Here is a 17,749-nt window from a genome sequence, read left to right as displayed (position 1 = left end):
GAATGTGAGATTTTAAGATGGAATAAGCTTTAATAAGCCGAGAGAAAACTCTAATAAACAATCGTTTGTTGTCTATGTTTTCTTTTGTTGCTTATAATGTGTGCTTAGAGTGTTCCAACTTCTGATAGGATTTCAGCTACGTCCTCAGGTGTGTTGAATAAGATACCCTCTTCCAGTTCTTCGTCTGATAGTTGGTCAAGTAGCTCCTTAGCAGCTGCTTCTTCAAAACGTGGTTCACCCTTACTGTTTGTTTTAGCAAGTAATAAGGTAAGTATTTCTTGGCGATATTCTTCTATTGACATAATTAATTTGACTTTTATATTTATAATAAGGTGTGAATACTGATTAAGGCTTTAGGATAAAGTGTGGATGGTTCTCATCTCCATAGTCTTTGTGATAGGTGAAACCATCATACTCGAAGGAAAGAAGGTCGTTGGGCGATGCCAGTTGGTTACGAAGTATATAACTTGTCATAGCGCCACGACAGCTCTTTGCATAGACACTAACAGCCTTCAGTCGACTCCCTTGATCAACCATAAAGAGTGGTTGAATAATACGTATCTCTTTTTGTAATCGTTTCCAATCGAATAGATGTTGGAACTCTTCTGTTGCCAAGTGTACAAGGATTCCATCGTCAGCTTTCACTGCTTCAATGAGGATATCTGTGAGGAAAGGCTTCCAATAAGCAAACATGTTCTTACCTTCAAACAAAGGAAGTTTGGCTTTTCCTTCAAGACGATAGGGATGGATAAGGTCTAATGGACGTAAGAGACCATAAAGAAAACTTGTTATCCAAAGATGTTTGTCAGCATATGAGAAGTTTTCCTGACTGTACTCCTGTGCTTTAAGGCATTTATATGCTTGTCCGTAGTAAGCGAGGAGGGCAGGTAAGTAGGCTTCCTCGTTGAAGAAATCTTGATAACGTAACTTATTTTCAAGTGCAATCTTTTCATTGCATGGAATTGTTTTTGCAAGTTCTTCAACAGAAAGGTCACCTAATTCTAACGCCATCTGCCCCGCTTCTTTTTTGAAGCGAGGCAGGTGTGTTTTTGGGGTTTGTACCGTAGTGGTACTGTTCATTATCTTAGCGGATGCTAATAGAATCTGCATTTGATTGGAAACTTAATAGGTTGAGTATTAAAATTGAATTAATACAATACTGTTATTCATGAAATATGTTTGGGAGTTTGAGGAGTTATGCTATTGCAAGAAGTTACTTTTCAAACAAAGATATATGAACATAACTCCTCTGAACTCTTAATATTTTAATCCCATATTATAAAGGATAAAGCCGTAGATGTCAGCCTGCTCTTCCAACTGCTTAGACAAAGGCTTACCACTTCCGTGGCCTGCCTTGGTATCAATGCGAATGAGTGTTGGTGTGTTGGCAGCATTGTCAGCCTGCAGGGTAGCTGCAAACTTAAATGAGTGCGCAGGTACAACACGGTCGTCATGGTCGGCTGTTGTTACCAAAGTTGCTGGATACTTTGTGCCAGGACGGAGATTGTGGAGTGGAGAATAAGCGTGAAGATACTCAAACATCTCCTTTGAATCTTCGCTTGTTCCATAGTCTGGAGCCCAGTTCCAACCAATCGTAAACTTATGATAGCGCAACATATCCATTACTCCTACTTGTGGAATACATACTTTAAAGAGGTCAGGACGCTGTGTCATGCAAGCTCCTATAAGCAAACCACCATTTGAACCGCCAACAATAGCGAGGTAGTCTTTACTTGTATACTTGTTTTCAATAAGCCATTCACCAGCTGCAATGAAGTCATCAAAGACATTCTGTTTCTGCATCTTCGTACCAGCTATGTGCCAGTCCTCACCATACTCACTGCCACCTCGTAGGGATGCTTGAGCATAGATTCCACCATTTTCGATGAAAGGAATACGTACCGAAGAGAAGTAAGGAGTTAAAGGTACGTTGAAACCGCCATATCCATAGAGGAATACTGGGTTCTTACCATTGCGCTTTAAACCTTTTTTATAAGTGATAAAGAGAGGAATCTTTGTTCCGTCCTTACTTGGATAGAATACCTGTTCGCAGACATAATCAGACTCCTTGAACTTAACCTTTGGTGCAGCATACACCTTGCTGTTAGTTGTGGCGAGGTCATACTGATAGATGGTGGTTGGTACGGTGAAAGATGAGAAGGAGTAGAATACTTCCTTCCGGTCCTTTTCTCCATAGAAACTTGCACTGCCCAATGTAGGAAGTTTTATCTCAGAAAGTTGCTTTCCATCCATAGAGTAAACGTAAGCGTGGCTGGAAGCATCTTTCATATAGTTCAGAATCATCTTACCATCAGCAAAGGTTACACCTTCAAGCATATCCTTAGACTCTGGTACAAGTGTTTTCCACTCGCTGAAACCAGGGTGCTTAAGGTCGGTAACCATAAGTCGGTTCTTTGGTGCGCCATCGTTTGTAAGGAAGTACATCTTGTCACCAATAGTTTCAACTAAACTATATTGCAAATCAAGATTTGATGTCATCTGAATGAATTGGCTGTTAGGCTGACGGAGATCACGTACATAGACAATGTTGCCTGAGCCTGCACCGCTTTCATATAGGAACATTATGGTTTCTTCTTCATTGACACTTACAGCGTAGAAGCGCATAGGATTCGCTGGATTCTGATAGAAGAGAACATCCTCAGACTGTGGAGTACCAATCTTGTGATAGTAGATTTTCTGGATAGAATTCACATTACTAAACTCATGTCCCTTCTGTGGAGCATCGTAAGCACTGTAATAGAATCCGTCACCTTGCCATGATGCGCCAGAAAACTTTGCCCAAGTAATATGGTCATCAAGCAGTTTTCCAGTCTTGACATCCATAACATAGAACTCTTGCCAGTCACTTCCGCTGCGAGAGATAGAGTAGGTTGCATACTTACCGTTGTGTGAGAAGTAGATACCCTTCAGTGCAACGGTTCCGTCTGATGACAATTGGTTAGGGTTAAGGAAAACACGTGCGTTCTTCTCATCCCCAAGACGGTCCATAATGTAGAGTACACTTTGGTTCTGCAGACCATCATTTTTGTAGAAAAGCCACTTACCTATAGATTTGATATAGGAAGGAGCCGATACCTTCTCATAGTTCGCCAACTCCTTCATACGGTTGAAGAGCTTTGCTCGGAATGGAATACGAGAAAGATACTCTTGTGTAACCTTGTTCTCAGCAGCTACCCATTCAGCGGTAGCTTTGGAACTGTCATTCTCTAATGGACGATAAGGATCGGCAACTTGAACACCAAAATAGGTGTCTACAGTCCCGTCCTTTGGAGCTTGTGGATACGTTAGCTTCTGTGCCATCATGCTTGTAGCAGACAATAATGCTGCGGTTAGTAATACTTGTTTCTTCATATAGTAAAGATTTGATTGAATGTTCGCTGTTTGCGATTGGGTGGACTTATTAGTCAAATTAGGCTTATTGGGCTAACATGCCCAATATGCCTAATTAGCAATAAGAATTACTTTAAGCTTTCTTGATACCACTCGTAGAGCTTCTCAACACCATCCTCAATTTCTACTTTGTGCGTCCAACCAAGGCTGTGCAACTTCTCAACATCAATGAGTTTACGTGGTGTACCATTTGGTTTCTCGGCATCCCAGATGATATCTCCTTCAAAGTGAACGGTCTTCTTAACAAGTTCTGCAAGTTCTTTGATAGTAAGTTCCTTACCAGTACCAACATTGATATGACAGTTACGAATCTCTCCTAAAGATGGGATAGCACCACCACGACCCTCAGAGTTGTTGCGGTCAACAGCTCCATCAATCTTTGCACCGTAGAAAACACTTGAATATTTCTCTATGCCAATGATATCTTTGAAGTCTACATTTAATAAGACGTGAACGCTGGCATCAGCCATATCCTCACTCCAAAGGAATTCGCGTAATGGACTTCCGTCACCCCATAGGGTCACCTTATTATTCTCAATACCATAGAAAGCGAGTGCTTTCAAGATGCGCTCTTCTGTATTCTTGCCATCAACATTACCTTCACCAATCTCCGCACGCAGTTTATCAGTTGGATTGATAGGACGCTTATCCATATCATTACGGATAGCACCCCAGTTGTTTTCGTGAATAAGTTTCGCAAGATAAATCTTGCGCATCATAGCTGGCATCACATGAGAGTTCTCCAAATGGAAGTTATCATTAGGACCATAGAGATTTGTTGGCATGACAGCTATGTAATTAGTACCATACTGGAGGTTATAGCTTTCACACATCTTAAGACCTGCTATCTTTGCAATAGCATACTCCTCGTTGCTATATTCCAGTGGAGAAGTCAGCAAACAATCCTCGCGCATTGGCTGTGGTGCGTTCTTTGGATAGATACACGTACTTCCAAGGAAGAGAAGTTTCTCTACCTTATGAAGGTAGCTCTGCTCAATAACATTGCATTGCATCTTCATATTCTGCATGATGAAGTCTGCACGATAGAGATAGTTTGCCATAATACCTCCAACGAAAGCAGCAGCAAGGACAACGGCATCAGGTTTCTCTTCATCAAAGAAACGCTTCACAGCCTGCTGATCTGTCAGATCTAATTCTTTATGGCTTCTTCCAACGAGATTTGTATATCCTCGTTGAAGAAGGTTGTTCCATATTGCTGAGCCAACTAATCCATTGTGTCCAGCAATGTATATTTTACTATTTTTGTTCATTGCGTGTTTGTTGAATAGACGATAAAAAGTAATAATAGCTGATAGTAAGCGATTATTTGGAATCGCCAACTATCAGCGTAAGCGGTAATTATCCCTCTTATAAGAGGGGGAGGGAAGGCTGAAGTGTTCTTACTTAACGATACCCTTCTCCAAATACTCTTCAAGGTTTGTTCTAACCTTCTCAGCTGCACCCTCAGAAGCAACCTTAGCCATGTCGCTGTCTACCATAATGTTGACAAGCTCTTCAAAACTTGTACTGTTAGGATTCCAACCGAGTTTCGCCTTTGCCTTTGTTGGGTCTCCCCAGAGATTGACAACGTCAGTAGGACGATAGAAGTCTGGACTAACCTCAATAAGTACCTTTCCTGTAGCCTTATCAATACCCTTCTCATCCATGTCCTCACCTTGGAATTCGAGTTCAATACCAACACGCTTAAATGCATAATAGCAGAACTCACGTACGCTATGCTGTATACCAGTAGCAATAACGAAGTCCTCTGGCTTCTCCTGCTGGAGTATCAACCACATGCACTCAACGTAATCCTTAGCATAGCCCCAGTCACGAAGAGAACCAAGATTACCCAAATAGAGTTTTTCCTGCTTGCCCTGCTTGATACGTGCAGCAGCAAGTGTAATCTTACGTGTAACGAAAGTCTCGCCACGACGCTCACTCTCGTGGTTGAAGAGGATACCAGAGCAACAATACATGTTGTAAGCCTCACGATACTCCTTTGTAATCCAGAAGCCATACTGCTTAGCTACAGCGTATGGGCTGTAAGGATGGAATGGGGTGTTTTCGTTTTGTGGAACTTCCTCAACCTTACCATACAACTCAGAAGTAGAAGCCTGATAGATACGACAAGTTTCTGTCATACCCAACTGGCGAACTGATTCTAAGATACGTAATACACCAACAGCATCAACGTCAGCAGTAAATTCAGGAGAATCAAAACTTACCTGTACGTGACTCTGTGCTGCAAGGTTATAAATCTCATCAGGACGCACTTTACTGATTACACCAAGGATACTCATAGAGTCGCCAAGGTCTGCATAATGCAAGTGGAAGTGTGGACGACCTTCTAAATGAGCAATACGCTCACGGAAATCTACTGATGAACGACGAATAGTACCATGTACATCATAACCTTTTTCGAGTAATAACTCTGCCAAATAGGAACCATCCTGGCCTGTAATACCCGTAATAAGTGCTTTTTTCTGCATTGTATTTTTATGATGATATTATTATTTTTTTATAATAGGACAAAGATACAAAATAATATTAATAATTAGTCAATTTAAGAATAATAAACTTCAAATTTATATTTAATTTATTTTCAAGTAGATATTCAATGCTAATCTTTGTTAGGTCATTATTGATATGATTATTTGCAAATTATGATGTTTTTGTGCTGAATTTTATTTACATTTTAATTGGTGTTTTACGTTGAGACAAGTCATAAAAAGAGCATTTTACTTAGTTTTGTAACTCTTTTATTTTGAGAGTCTTACATGATTGCATTTGAAAAGCTGCTTAGTTGGCTTCTAAAAGGGCGTTAATAAGACTCCAAAAGAGCACCTTTTGCAAGCCAAAAGGGCGTCTTTTCAATGCCAAAAGAGCATCTATAAATAAGTTGTGGTTAAAAAAAATGTTTACACAAAAACTTTTGGTTAGAATCAAATCTGCTATTTCATTCTAATGTGTTTGTTAAATTACTACATTTTTATGCTTACTAACCTTGATACACCTTATAATAATACACATTTAAACTTCAACTCAAATGGGGTAATTAGAACACAGTACTCAAACTCTCACCGTAGTATTATTCCATAATATAATCTGTTTAGGCTATAATGATTGATTTGGGTTAAATAAAAAAGTCCACTCTAAAAAGAATGGACTTTTGGTTTTAATAAGTGGTTATTTGGTTTATCCTACCATGTTCTTGAGGTCTTCTTCAACAGATGTGATACCACCAAGGCCGAAGTTCTCAATCAACACTTTCAGAACGTTTGGAGAAACGAAGGCTGGCAATGTAGGACCAATATGAATATTCTTAATGCCGAGGTAGAGTAGGGCAAGCAGAACGATAACTGCTTTCTGCTCATACCATGCAATATTGAACTCGATTGGAAGATCATTGATGTCGTTTGCACCAAAAATCTCTTTCAGCTTCAAGGCAACAACTGCCCATGAATAAGAGTCATTACACTGTCCTGCATCCAATACACGTGGGATTCCATTGATATCGCCAAGGTTCAGCTTATTATATTTGAACTTAGCACAACCACTGGTTAAGATGACAGTATCCTTTGGTAACTGAGCAGCAAACTCTGTATAGTAGTCACGGCTCTTCATACGACCATCACATCCACTCATTACGACAAACTTGCGGATTGCGCCACTCTTAACAGCCTCAACAACCTGATCAGCCAAAGCAAATACCTGTGCATGAGCAAATCCACCGATGATCTCACCCTGTTCGATAGCTGTTGGAGCCTTACAAGTCTTAGCAATTTCGATTACCTCAGAGAAGTCCTTGTGACCGTTCTCATCAGCAAGGATATGCTTCCAGCCTGGGAAACCTGTTGCGTTTGTTGTGAATACGCGGTCCTTATAGCTTGCCTTTGGTGAAGGAGGAACAATACAGTTGGTTGTGAAGACGATAGGACCATTGAATGTTTCAAACTCTTCCTTCTGCTTCCACCATGCATTACCATAGTTTCCAACGAGGTGCTTGTACTTCTTCAACTGTGGATAATAATGAGCTGGGAGCATCTCTCCGTGGGTGTAAACATCTACGCCAGTTCCCTCTGTTTGCTCCAAAAGCTGCTCGATATCCTTCAAGTCATGACCAGAGATAAGGATACCTGGACGGCTACCTGTACCAATATTTACCTTTGTAAGTTCTGGATTACCGTATGCCTGAGTGTTAGCCTTGTCAAGTAATGCCATTGCATCAACACCGAACTTACCTGTTTCCATAACAGTAGCCAGCAATGTATCCATGTCTGCTGCTGGGTTAGAAATGGTGGCAAGTGCCTTTTCCATGAATGCAATAATCTCTTCATTACGCTCATTGAGACGTGATGCGTGCTCATAGTAAGCTGCCATACCCTTCAAACCGAGTACTGTCAACTCCTTCAATGAACGGAGGTCTTCATTCTCTGTACGGAGAACGCCCTCACGATCCCCCTCAGCTTCATAGTCTGCTTTCTCACCACCCCAGTTTACTTCCTGGTAGTTAGGCAATGTTACATTGTTCTCTTTTGCAAGTGCGAGCAACTCACGTTTGATACGTACACCGTTGTCCACCTTATTTAATATAGCCTGATCATCAAAATTTGCATTGGTGATAGTTGCAAAAAGTGCATCTACAATATAATCACCAACCTCCTGGTTTGTTTTAATACCTGCATTGCGAAGTGAGTCTGAAATCGTAGCTACACCTCTTACAACACCAAGTAACAAATCTTGCCAACGGCTTGTCTCAGCTTTTTTACCGCAAACACCTTGAATGGTACATCCTGTACCCTTTGCTGTTTCCTGACATTGGAAACAGAACATTTTGTTCTCTGCCATGTTTTTTGATTTATATATTATTTCTATAATGTTATTATGGCTGCAAAATTATAGATAAAAAAAAGCCAATAAGGTAACATATGTGACGGTTAAAGGTTAAAAAACAATAAATCTAATTATGTGATGTTTTTTATCTATAATATCACTTTGATGTAAAGAAGAGCGTAAAAGATAAAAATCGGAAACGCTTTGTATAAAAAGATGTTAAGGTGATGTTTGTAAATATTTTCTACATGTATATATTGGAATGTAATAAAATATTTGCGAAATTTAATAACTAATAGATATTAAAAAACTTGCCATAAACTTGACATTCTTAATTAAATATGTTATATTTGCAGTGTAATAACAGAATAGGTAACTAAAAATACACGGATTATGGCTAAGTACAATTTAACAGAAAAAAAAGAGAAGGTAGCCGCCTACCGTAGTTTGGTCAGTCCGCAATTAATGGATGAGTTAAAGGAGAAGATCCTTAATATCATTCTTATTCAGCAGCGTTACAAAGACAAGAATTATTCTGCCAAGCAACTTGCTGAGGACTTAGGAACTAATACGCGCTACATCTCGGCTGTGGTTAATGTGCGATTCCACATGAACTACACGTCATTTGTTAACAAATTCCGAATAGAGGAAGCAATGGCTCTTTTGGTTGACAAGCGTTATCAAGAACTGAATATGGAAGATATCAGTGATATGGTGGGCTTCTCTAATAGGCAGTCTTTCTATGCTTCTTTCTACAAATTAAATGGTGTCACACCTCGTGACTACAGAATGCGCCATTTGGCACAACCCTCTTCAGAAGAAGTGCGTTTGAAAAAACCACTTAAGAAATGATTTAAAACAAAATGATAGAATCGATAGGAGAAGAAGCTTTTAACTTTCAGGATGAACGGTTTGCCGATATACAAATGTTACGATATCGGCTTCCGGATTTCGAATCACTGACAATTCGGCAAAAACAGCTAATTTATTGCTTGTCAGAAGCAACACTATTTGGACGTGATATAACGTTTGACCAATTTGGCAAATACAACCTCCGTATTAGAAAAACTTTAGAGGCTGTCTATTTGAACTTCAATGGTGATAGGTTAGAACATAATTTTCGTGCTTTAGAAGAATATCTGAAGCACGTTTGGTTTGCCAGTGGTATTTATCATCATTATGCTTGCGACAAATTCTCACCTTTATTTACGGAAGATTTTTTTCGTAATGAAGTTTTAGCAATTGATTCTAAGTTGCTTCCACTTAATGATGGAGAGAGTGTTACTTCTTTACTTAACGAATTGTGTCCAGTAATCTTTGATCCAACGATTCTTCCCAAGCGAGTTGATAAGTCAGATGGTAAAGATATTGTACGCTCTTCTGCTTGTAATTATTATGACGGAGTTTCGCAGCATGAAGTTGAAGAATTCTATGCTAAGTTAAAGAAAGATGGTCCAACAAATGAAGCTCCATCCTATGGATTAAATTCTACTCTTGTAAAAGAAGGTGATTCTATCCGTGAGGATGTATGGAAGATTGATGGCAAATATAGTGCAGCAATCGAAAAGATTGTATATTGGTTGAATCGTGCAAAGGACTTTGTTGAAAACGCCCAACAGCTTCATGTTATAAATCTGTTGATTCGCTATTATGAGACAGGTGACCTTCATGATTTTGATATCTACTCTATTGAGTGGTTACGTGAGCAAGAAGGTAGAATAGACTTTATTAATGGTTTTATAGAAGTTTATGGTGACCCAATGGGATTGAAAGGTTCTTGGGAAGGCATAGTCGAATATAAAGACCTTGAAGCAACTCATCGTACGCAGGCTATATCAGCCAACGCACAATGGTTTGAAGACCATTCGCCTGTTGATCCTCAGTTTCGCAAGGCTATTGTGAAAGGTGTCACAGCCAATGTTATATGTGCAGCAATGTTAGGAGGAGACGAATATCCTGCTTCTGCTATTGGAATTAATTTACCAAATGCAGACTGGATTCGTGCAGAACATGGCTCAAAGAGTGTCACGATTTCTAATCTTACACATGCATATGATATGGCTGCTAAGGGTAACGGATTCCGTGAGGAGTTTGTTATTGATGCTGATGCTTGTAAGTTGTTGGATTTATATGCGGATAAAACAGATAATCTTCATACAGATCTTCATGAGTGTTTAGGTCATGGTAGTGGACGATTATTGCCTGATACTGACCCTGATGCGCTGAAGAATTATGGTAACACAATTGAAGAAGCACGTGCTGACCTCTTTGGATTATATTATATAGCTGATCAAAAACTTTTAGAACTTGGACTTTTAGACAGTAAAGAGGCATACAAGGCACAGTATTACAGCTATATGATGAATGGGCTGCTCACACAGCAGGTTCGCATAAAACCAGGAAAGCAAATAGAAGAGTCGCATATGCAGAATCGTGCACTTATAGCACAATGGGCTATGGAGTTAGGCGAAGAGAATAATGTTGTAGAACTTATTACTTGTGAGGACAAGATTACAAGTGGATCTAAAACATATGTTCGCATTAACGATTATGATGCTTTACGCAATATTTTTGCTTATCAACTTGCAGAGATACAGCGTATAAAGAGTGAAGGTGACTTCGAGGCTGCACGAACGTTAGTAGAGAAGTATGCTATCAATCTTGACCCTGTACTTCATGCAGAAGTTCTTCGAAGGTATGAGGGTTTGAATATTGCACCTTATAAAGGATTTATCAATCCTATTCTGAAACCAGTTTATAATGAACTTGGTGAGACGATAGATGTTGTTGTTGATTATTCAGAGTCTTACACAGAACAAATGTTACGTTACTCTCGAGACTATCAAACTCTTTAATGGGATAGAGTGTGTTTATATTCTACTATATGAATGCAATAATATAAAGCTATTCCCGATAAAGGTTAACAAGTTAGAAAATAAATGCAGGATGCCAAGTGGTATCCTGCTTTTATTTTCTAAATATACTGTTCTGTAAATATTGTCCACATGAAAATAGTGCTCTACTATATATCATGATGAACCTCTTTTTTTACTTTTAGTTGATGTATTTATGTTCGGCACAAGTAGTGTTGATGCTCAACACGTATTGTGTTGTTGGTAAACACCAATTGTGCGAAGTACTAAATACAATTCAACTTGCTAACAAAGTTGAATCAACTTTATGTTAGGAAAAAGTGATACTACCATAAGCAAGCAAAGCTTACTTGATGAATTGAGTTAATCTTTCAATGATAATGCTATATTATCCATTTAAAAGAAGCTCCTCATGAAGGCGTATGCTAATAAACTTTTTCTGAACAGTACTATTACTTATAATGCGTTCTTTTTCACTTTCTCCACATAAGCATCAATAGCCGCAACGGCTGTGATGTTCACGATGTCACGTACAGAGCACTCAAAATCAGTGAAGTGAATTGGCTTATTAAGACCCATCTGAATAGGGCCAATAACCTCTGCTTCTGGACTCAATGCCTGCAAAAGTTTATATCCACTGTTGGCAGAAGACAAGTCAGGGAAGATGAGCGTGTTAACATCTAATCCTTTCAAGCGAGTGAATGGGAACTTCTCATCACGTAGTTCTTTATTTAATGCAAAGTTAACCTGCATCTCACCGTCAATCGCCATGTCAGGATACTCCTTTTGCAACTTTTCAACAGCAGTATGTACCTTTAATGGAGAACCTTCCTTATCAGAACCAAAGTTAGAGTAGGAGAGCATTGCGATAGCAGCCTTATCATTGAAGAAGCTAACAGAGTTAGCAGCTAACTTTGCAATGTCAGCCAACACTTCAGCGTCAGGATGACGATTAATAAGTGTGTCTGCTATGTAGAATACACCCTTCTTCGTATTCAAAATATGCATAGTACCAAAGTGTTTGTATTCTGGACGAATACCAATAACATCCTTTGCTACCTTAATCGTATTGCTATATTTGGTATATAGACCCGTGATAAGCGCATCAGCATCACCATTCTCAACCATTGACATACCGAAATAGTTGCGCTCATACATCTTATCATATGCTTCCTCAAAAGTATAACCCTCACGTGCACGCTTCTCTGCTAAGTGCTTTGCATAAGTAGCACGACGTCCCTGCTCCTTATCCGCACGCATGTCAACAATCTCAATATCTGAGATATCAAGCTTCAAACGGTTGGCAACACGATTTAGACGGTCAGGATTTCCTAATAAGATAGGAACACAGATTCCCTCTTGCTTAGCTTGTACAGCAGCTTTCATCATAGTCTGGTGACCGCCTTCAGCAAATACAATACGTTGTGGATGCTGTGCAGCAGTGGCGTGGAGAGTATGTGTCAATTTTGTTTCCTGACCTAACATTTGAAGTAGGTGCTGCTTGTAAGCCTTGAAATCCTTGATAGGAGTGCGTGCTACACCGCTGTCCATAGCAGCCTTAGCTACAGCTGCACTAACTTCAGTAATCAGTCGTGGGTCAACTGGTTTTGGGATAAAGTATTTAGGACCGAATGTAAGGTCATTTACATGATAAACCTGATTAACAACGTCTGGTACTGTCTGTTTAGCCAAGTCAGCAATAGCATGGACAGCAGCCATCTTCATTTCCTCATTGATTGCCTTGGCATGAACATCCAATGCACCACGGAAAATGTATGGGAAACCAATCACATTATTAATCTGGTTAGGATAGTCTGAACGGCCAGTTGACATGATTACGTCTGGACGTGCTGCAATAGCATCATCGTATGATATCTCAGGAACAGGATTAGCCAAAGCAAAGACGATAGGATTCTCATTCATTGAACGAATCATATCCTGTGTAAGAATATTACCCTTTGATAATCCAACAAAAACGTCAGCCCCCTTAATAGCTTCCTCTAAGGTGTGAACATCTCGACGGTCAGTAGCGAAGAGAGCCTTCTGTGGTGTAAGATTCTTTAAATCAGAAGTGATAACACCCTTTGAATCGAGCATTACAATATTCTCTTTCTTTAGTCCTAAAGCCATATAAAGCTTGGTACATGAAATAGCTGCAGCACCTGCACCATTAACAACTAACTTTACATCTGCAATGTTCTTGCCAGCTACCTCCAGTGCATTCTTCAAACCAGCAGCAGAGATGATAGCAGTTCCGTGCTGGTCATCATGCATGACAGGAATGTCAAGTGTCTTCTTTAGACGCTCCTCAATAGCAAAGCATTCAGGTGCCTTGATATCCTCAAGATTGATACCACCAAAGGTTGGAGCAATCTTTTCTACAGCTTCACAAAACTTATCAGGGTCCTGTTCGTCTACTTCTATGTCGAAAACATCAATACCACCATATATCTTAAACAGTAAGCCCTTACCTTCCATTACAGGCTTACCACTCATAGCACCGATGTTACCCAATCCTAAAACGGCAGTTCCATTACTGATAACTGCAACCAAATTTCCTTTGTCGGTGTATTTATATACGTCGTCTGGATTTTGCTGAATTTCTAAGCATGGGTATGCCACGCCAGGCGAATATGCCAGACTAAGGTCTGTCTGTGTACTATAAGGTTTTGTAGGCGTTACTTCAATTTTGCCAGGACGCCCATTGTTATGATATTCCAGAGCGGCTTCTTTTGTTACCTTGACCATAGTTAATCTTTTTACTTTTAATATTACAAAAATGTATATTTTGATGACAAAGTTAGTAAAATCCACTCTAAAACAGATGTCATTATGAAAGTTTTTTGTAATTTTGTCGCAAAAATAAAGTTTAATGTATAATACAGCTACAGAAACCACTTATCGGCAAGAACTTAAAGAGAAGATTCTCATTACTGCCATAAACCTTTTCCATAAGCATGGAATAAGGAGTGTTAAGATGGATGATATTGCCAATGAACTTAAGATATCAAAGCGTACACTCTATGAAATATACAGCAATAAGGAAGAACTGCTGTTAGAAGTCGTGCGACGTGATAAGCAAAGAGAGAAACGACGGCTGGACGAGATAGGCAGAACAGGATCGAACGTAATTAATATAATTATAGAAATCTGCCGTTTCCGTTTAGAAGAGTTTAGCCAGATTAACCCTCTCTTCTTTGAAGAACTACATAAATATTCAGAGTTATTGGCTTATGTCCGTAGGGTGCATGATGAAAGAGAAACCGATGCCCATGCTTTTATACAGCGTGGTATAGATGAAGGTTTGTTTCTTCCTAATTTAAATTATAATATCGTACGTACAATGACAGTTGCTTTACAGAATGCTATTATGAATCAATATCTTTATAAGAAGTACGATATAAAGGAACTGGCACATGTTAGTATATTATTCTTTATACGCGCTTATTGCACAATGAAAGGCGTTAAGTTGTTGGATGAAGAACTAAATTCTCTTCCCTTGTCTTAAAGTGAATAATCAATATACTATGTTTTTTTGCATTTTAAAAGTGATGCATTTAGGTAAAAGATAATTAGTAAATGAAAGATAATACATATAAGACATTGCTTCTAACATTATTAGTAGCATTGTTTCTTTTTCTGCTTCATTTTCTTCCTACCTTCAAGATAGGAGATGCGAAGCTCCGAGAGATAGACATTCTGAGTGATCTTGCACAAAAGAAGAAAGTACTTGAAGACGTCATACCTTCCCCAAAGAAACCTTCTGCTATTGTTGCTTATGATAAAGATGGAAAGGTTATAGATTTTAAGGAAGAATGGCCTAAGGGTACTGAGCGTATCGTTGATTATTCTGCAGGTAAACCTGGTGGACTTGATCATTTCTATAGTCAACTTAATATGTTGGCTCAGAAGCAAGCAGTTGGTCGTCCTGTTCGTATTGCCTATTTTGGTGATTCATATATAGAAGGAGACATCTTATTAGCTGATTTACGTGAAGACCTTCAGAAGCAGTATGGTGGTTATGGCGTAGGTTGGATAGATGCTGGTAATGATCTTGACCAATACAAGCATACAGTGGATAATAAATTCACGGGACTTACCGAACATATGGTTAAGAAACCAGCAAGCTATGATGTTAATCAAGCAGGTATTGCGGAGCGTTATTATACAATGAATGGACAAGCTACTATGTCTTATGCTCCTTTTTCATTGTCTCATGACTACAGTCGCACTGAAAAATGGGCAAGCACATGGCTTTATCTTCGTTCAAAGGGAGGTGCAAACGTAACCTTTGAGATTGATGGTGGTAAGACAAGTACGCAGCGCGTCAATCCGTCGTCAGCAGTACAAGCTGTAAAGATGGATGGTGTTACTTCTCATGCAACAATAAAGGTGAATGGTTCTAATACTGTTCTCTTTGGTACATCACAAGAGGGACGCGAAGGAATTGTTGTTGACAACTTCAGTATGCGTGGCTCTTCTGGAACATCATTAGCAAAACTTCCAGAACAGATGTTGAAGGAATTTGCTCTTGTTCGTCCGTATGATCTTATTGTATTTCAGTTTGGTGTCAATGCTGTAGATGCAGAGACAACGCCTGAGCGATTGAAGAAGTATATGGCTGACATGAAGCTTGTTGTAGACCTCTTCCATAAGTGTTTCCCAGAAACGAGTATTCTTATTGTTAGTAGTCCTGACCGTGGCTCAAAGACTTCACCTGATGGTACAATGAAGGGAGTTGAGATGTTGGTGGGTTATCAAGAACAACTTGCTGCCGATTGCCATGTCGGCTTCTATAATCTTTTCCGTGCTATGGGTGGTCCAGGTACGATGATGCGCATCGTAGACGAACAGAGTATGGGTACAAAGGATTATGTACACATTAATTATAAAGGTGGTAAATATGTCAGTCAGCGTATTTTCAAGTCTATTGTAGCCGGACAAAAGAATTATACAAGACGTGAGAAATTAGTTGAAGAGTAAGTATTTATTAGTACAACATAGAAACAGATGGATTTAAGTAATTTGTTTAGCCAATTCATGGCTATATTAAAAATCTTCCTACAGAATATAGAGTCATATGTCTCAGGCCTTGATATTACAAAGGTAGCTGATATCCTGCTCTATAATCCACGCGAACCGCTCCTTTTCTCATCAGGTGCATTCCTTTTTATCTTCCTTGTCTTTATGATAGGTTATTACTGTCTGCGAAACAAGGTTGATGCAAGACTTCTCTTTGTGACGCTCTTCTCTTATTATTTCTTTTACAAGAGTAGTAGCTTCTATTTCCTATTGTTACTTATCGTAACTGTCAGCGACTTCTATATTGCAAGACGTGTTGCTAAGGGAAAGCATCCTAAGTTGTGGTTGGCTTTGACACTGTTGATAGACCTTGGATTGTTGGCTTACTTTAAGTATACCAACTTCTTTGCTGGAATGGTTACACAGATGATTGGTGGAAACTTCCAACCTTGGGATATTTTCTTACCAGTAGGAATTAGCTTCTATACCTTTAAGACAATTTCATACGTTGTAGACATATACAGAAAGAAGGCTGAGCCAATGGAGTCATTGCTTGACTATGCGTTCTATGTCAGCTTCTTCCCAACACTTCTTGCTGGTCCGATTACGCGTGCAACAGACTTCGGACCACAGATTCGCAAGCCGTTACATATCAGCCGTGAGATGTTTGCTCAGGGAGTATTCTTTATTATCATTGGTCTTTTTAAGAAAGCGGTTATCTCTGATTATATCTCACAAAACTTTGTAGATCGTATCTTTGATAACCCAACGCTCTTCTCTGGTGGCGAGGTTCTTCTTGGTCTGTATGGCTACTGTATTCAGATTTACTGCGACTTCTCTGGCTATTCTGATATGGCAATTGGTATTGCATTGCTGCTTGGATTTAAGATTCCAATGAACTTCAATGCACCGCTTACAGCCGATTCCATGACTGATTTCTGGCGTCGTTGGCATATTTCGCTTTCAACTTGGATTCGTGATTATGTCTATATCTCACTTGGTGGAAACAAGAAGGGAACACTTCGTATGTATTTCAATCAGATGGTGGCTATGACAGCTTGCGGTCTTTGGCACGGAGCTTCGTTGAACTTCATTGTTTGGGGTGTCTTGCATGGTGCATTGGTTTGTGTACATAAGTTCTGGTCTCAGACTGTTATGAAGCACGATCGTCGTTATCATCCATCTGGTCTTCGTCGGTTTATTTCAGTATTTATTACTTTCCACGTTCTCTGTTTCACATGGTTGTTCTTCCGTTGCAAGGACTTTGATGCAGTGTGGGTTATGGTAAAGCAAATGTTTACGAAGTTCAATCCTTCCGTACTTCCTGACGTCTTCATGGGGTATAAGTATGTATTCTTACTGATGATATTTGCGCTTCTTACGCATTGGATTCCAGACTCATGGCAAAACCGTTGTGTTCGTATCTTAGAGAAGGGTGGTGTCTTACTCTCTGCAATTGCAATTACGATTGTTATCTTTATTATTATGCAGGTAAAGAGTTCTGATATACAGCCATTTATTTACTTCCAGTTCTAATTGGCTCCTGATATAAAAGGCAGCGCATAGGGTTAAACTAAATGTTAGATTAACTGTATGCGCTGTTTTAT

Annotated in this window: 12 protein-coding genes; 5 read left to right on the top strand and 7 right to left on the bottom strand. The window is 39.4% G+C overall.

Going from position 1 to position 17,749, the window contains the following annotated elements:
• Nucleotides 1–104: 104 nt before the first annotated feature.
• From HMPREF1505_RS10200 to hcp, 6 genes are all read right to left on the bottom strand, one after another.
• On the bottom strand, nt 105–302 hold the full coding sequence (locus HMPREF1505_RS10200; RefSeq protein WP_036925118.1) for a hypothetical protein: 198 nt from the start codon (nt 300–302) through the stop codon (nt 105–107).
• 43 nt (nt 303–345) lie between these two features.
• A complete protein-coding gene (locus tag HMPREF1505_RS10195) occupies nt 346–1,110 on the bottom strand; it encodes a YaaA family protein (RefSeq protein ID WP_036925116.1) in 765 nt (254 codons plus the stop codon).
• Nucleotides 1,111–1,257: 147 nt separating this feature from the next.
• Entirely contained in the window at nt 1,258–3,372 is a 2,115-nt protein-coding gene (locus HMPREF1505_RS10190; protein WP_036925114.1) for a prolyl oligopeptidase family protein, read from the bottom strand.
• 107 nt (nt 3,373–3,479) lie between these two features.
• Complete coding sequence (locus HMPREF1505_RS10185; RefSeq protein WP_013265342.1) at nt 3,480–4,682, bottom strand: GDP-L-fucose synthase; 1,203 nt, start codon at nt 4,680–4,682, stop codon at nt 3,480–3,482.
• A 129-nt stretch (nt 4,683–4,811) separates the two neighbouring features.
• Nucleotides 4,812–5,903, bottom strand: coding sequence for a GDP-mannose 4,6-dehydratase (gene gmd, locus HMPREF1505_RS10180; RefSeq protein WP_051412368.1), 1,092 nt, complete (start codon nt 5,901–5,903; stop codon nt 4,812–4,814).
• A gap of 706 nt (nt 5,904–6,609) precedes the next feature.
• Nucleotides 6,610–8,262 carry a hydroxylamine reductase gene (gene hcp, locus HMPREF1505_RS10175; RefSeq protein ID WP_036925112.1) on the bottom strand — a complete coding sequence of 551 codons (1,653 nt, stop codon included), beginning with the start codon at nt 8,260–8,262 and terminating at the stop codon, nt 6,610–6,612.
• A gap of 378 nt (nt 8,263–8,640) precedes the next feature.
• Here hcp and HMPREF1505_RS10170 point away from each other — a divergent pair, with 378 nt between their 5' ends.
• Both HMPREF1505_RS10170 and HMPREF1505_RS10165 read left to right on the top strand, forming a co-directional pair.
• The gene (locus tag HMPREF1505_RS10170) at nt 8,641–9,099 is read left to right on the top strand and encodes an AraC family transcriptional regulator (RefSeq protein ID WP_013265150.1); all 459 of its coding nucleotides are present in this window, start codon (nt 8,641–8,643) and stop codon (nt 9,097–9,099) included.
• A gap of 11 nt (nt 9,100–9,110) precedes the next feature.
• Entirely contained in the window at nt 9,111–11,102 is a 1,992-nt protein-coding gene (locus HMPREF1505_RS10165; protein WP_036925110.1) for a dihydrofolate reductase, read from the top strand.
• A gap of 474 nt (nt 11,103–11,576) precedes the next feature.
• On the opposite strand, the gene HMPREF1505_RS10160 is transcribed toward HMPREF1505_RS10165, so the two are convergent.
• A complete protein-coding gene (locus tag HMPREF1505_RS10160; RefSeq protein ID WP_036925108.1) occupies nt 11,577–13,868 on the bottom strand; it encodes an NADP-dependent malic enzyme in 2,292 nt (763 codons plus the stop codon).
• 124 nt (nt 13,869–13,992) lie between these two features.
• Between HMPREF1505_RS10160 and HMPREF1505_RS10155 the strand changes: the two genes are divergently transcribed.
• The 3 genes from HMPREF1505_RS10155 (at nt 13,993) to HMPREF1505_RS10145 (ending at nt 17,678) form a co-directional block, all read left to right on the top strand.
• Nucleotides 13,993–14,628, top strand: a complete 636-nt coding sequence (locus HMPREF1505_RS10155) for a TetR/AcrR family transcriptional regulator (RefSeq protein ID WP_036925106.1) — start codon at nt 13,993–13,995, stop codon at nt 14,626–14,628.
• Nucleotides 14,629–14,699: 71 nt separating this feature from the next.
• Nucleotides 14,700–16,103: a hypothetical protein gene (locus tag HMPREF1505_RS10150; RefSeq protein WP_036925104.1), complete on the top strand. Its 1,404-nt coding sequence runs from the start codon at nt 14,700–14,702 to the stop codon at nt 16,101–16,103.
• 57 nt (nt 16,104–16,160) lie between these two features.
• Nucleotides 16,161–17,678: an MBOAT family protein gene (locus HMPREF1505_RS10145; protein WP_155948934.1), complete on the top strand. Its 1,518-nt coding sequence runs from the start codon at nt 16,161–16,163 to the stop codon at nt 17,676–17,678.
• Nucleotides 17,679–17,749: the final 71 nt, after the last annotated feature.

It is taken from the genome of Prevotella sp. ICM33 (genome assembly GCF_000517825.1).
Classification (GTDB): domain Bacteria; phylum Bacteroidota; class Bacteroidia; order Bacteroidales; family Bacteroidaceae; genus Prevotella; species Prevotella melaninogenica.
This window is presented reverse-complemented; position numbering and strand designations above follow the sequence as displayed.

Excerpts from the sequence above, each read along its gene's own strand:
- HMPREF1505_RS10200 (WP_036925118.1), bottom strand. The coding sequence starts at position 302 with ATGTCAATAGAAGAATATCGCCAAGAAATACTTACCTTATTACTTGCT.
- HMPREF1505_RS10195 (WP_036925116.1), bottom strand. The coding sequence starts at position 1,110 with ATGCAGATTCTATTAGCATCCGCTAAGATAATGAACAGTACCACTACG.
- HMPREF1505_RS10190 (WP_036925114.1), bottom strand. The coding sequence starts at position 3,372 with ATGAAGAAACAAGTATTACTAACCGCAGCATTATTGTCTGCTACAAGC.
- HMPREF1505_RS10185 (WP_013265342.1), bottom strand. The coding sequence starts at position 4,682 with ATGAACAAAAATAGTAAAATATACATTGCTGGACACAATGGATTAGTT.
- gmd (WP_051412368.1), bottom strand. The coding sequence starts at position 5,903 with ATGCAGAAAAAAGCACTTATTACGGGTATTACAGGCCAGGATGGTTCC.
- hcp (WP_036925112.1), bottom strand. The coding sequence starts at position 8,262 with ATGGCAGAGAACAAAATGTTCTGTTTCCAATGTCAGGAAACAGCAAAG.
- HMPREF1505_RS10170 (WP_013265150.1), top strand. The coding sequence starts at position 8,641 with ATGGCTAAGTACAATTTAACAGAAAAAAAAGAGAAGGTAGCCGCCTAC.
- HMPREF1505_RS10165 (WP_036925110.1), top strand. The coding sequence starts at position 9,111 with ATGATAGAATCGATAGGAGAAGAAGCTTTTAACTTTCAGGATGAACGG.
- HMPREF1505_RS10160 (WP_036925108.1), bottom strand. The coding sequence starts at position 13,868 with ATGGTCAAGGTAACAAAAGAAGCCGCTCTGGAATATCATAACAATGGG.
- HMPREF1505_RS10155 (WP_036925106.1), top strand. The coding sequence starts at position 13,993 with ATGTATAATACAGCTACAGAAACCACTTATCGGCAAGAACTTAAAGAG.
- HMPREF1505_RS10150 (WP_036925104.1), top strand. The coding sequence starts at position 14,700 with ATGAAAGATAATACATATAAGACATTGCTTCTAACATTATTAGTAGCA.
- HMPREF1505_RS10145 (WP_155948934.1), top strand. The coding sequence starts at position 16,161 with ATGGCTATATTAAAAATCTTCCTACAGAATATAGAGTCATATGTCTCA.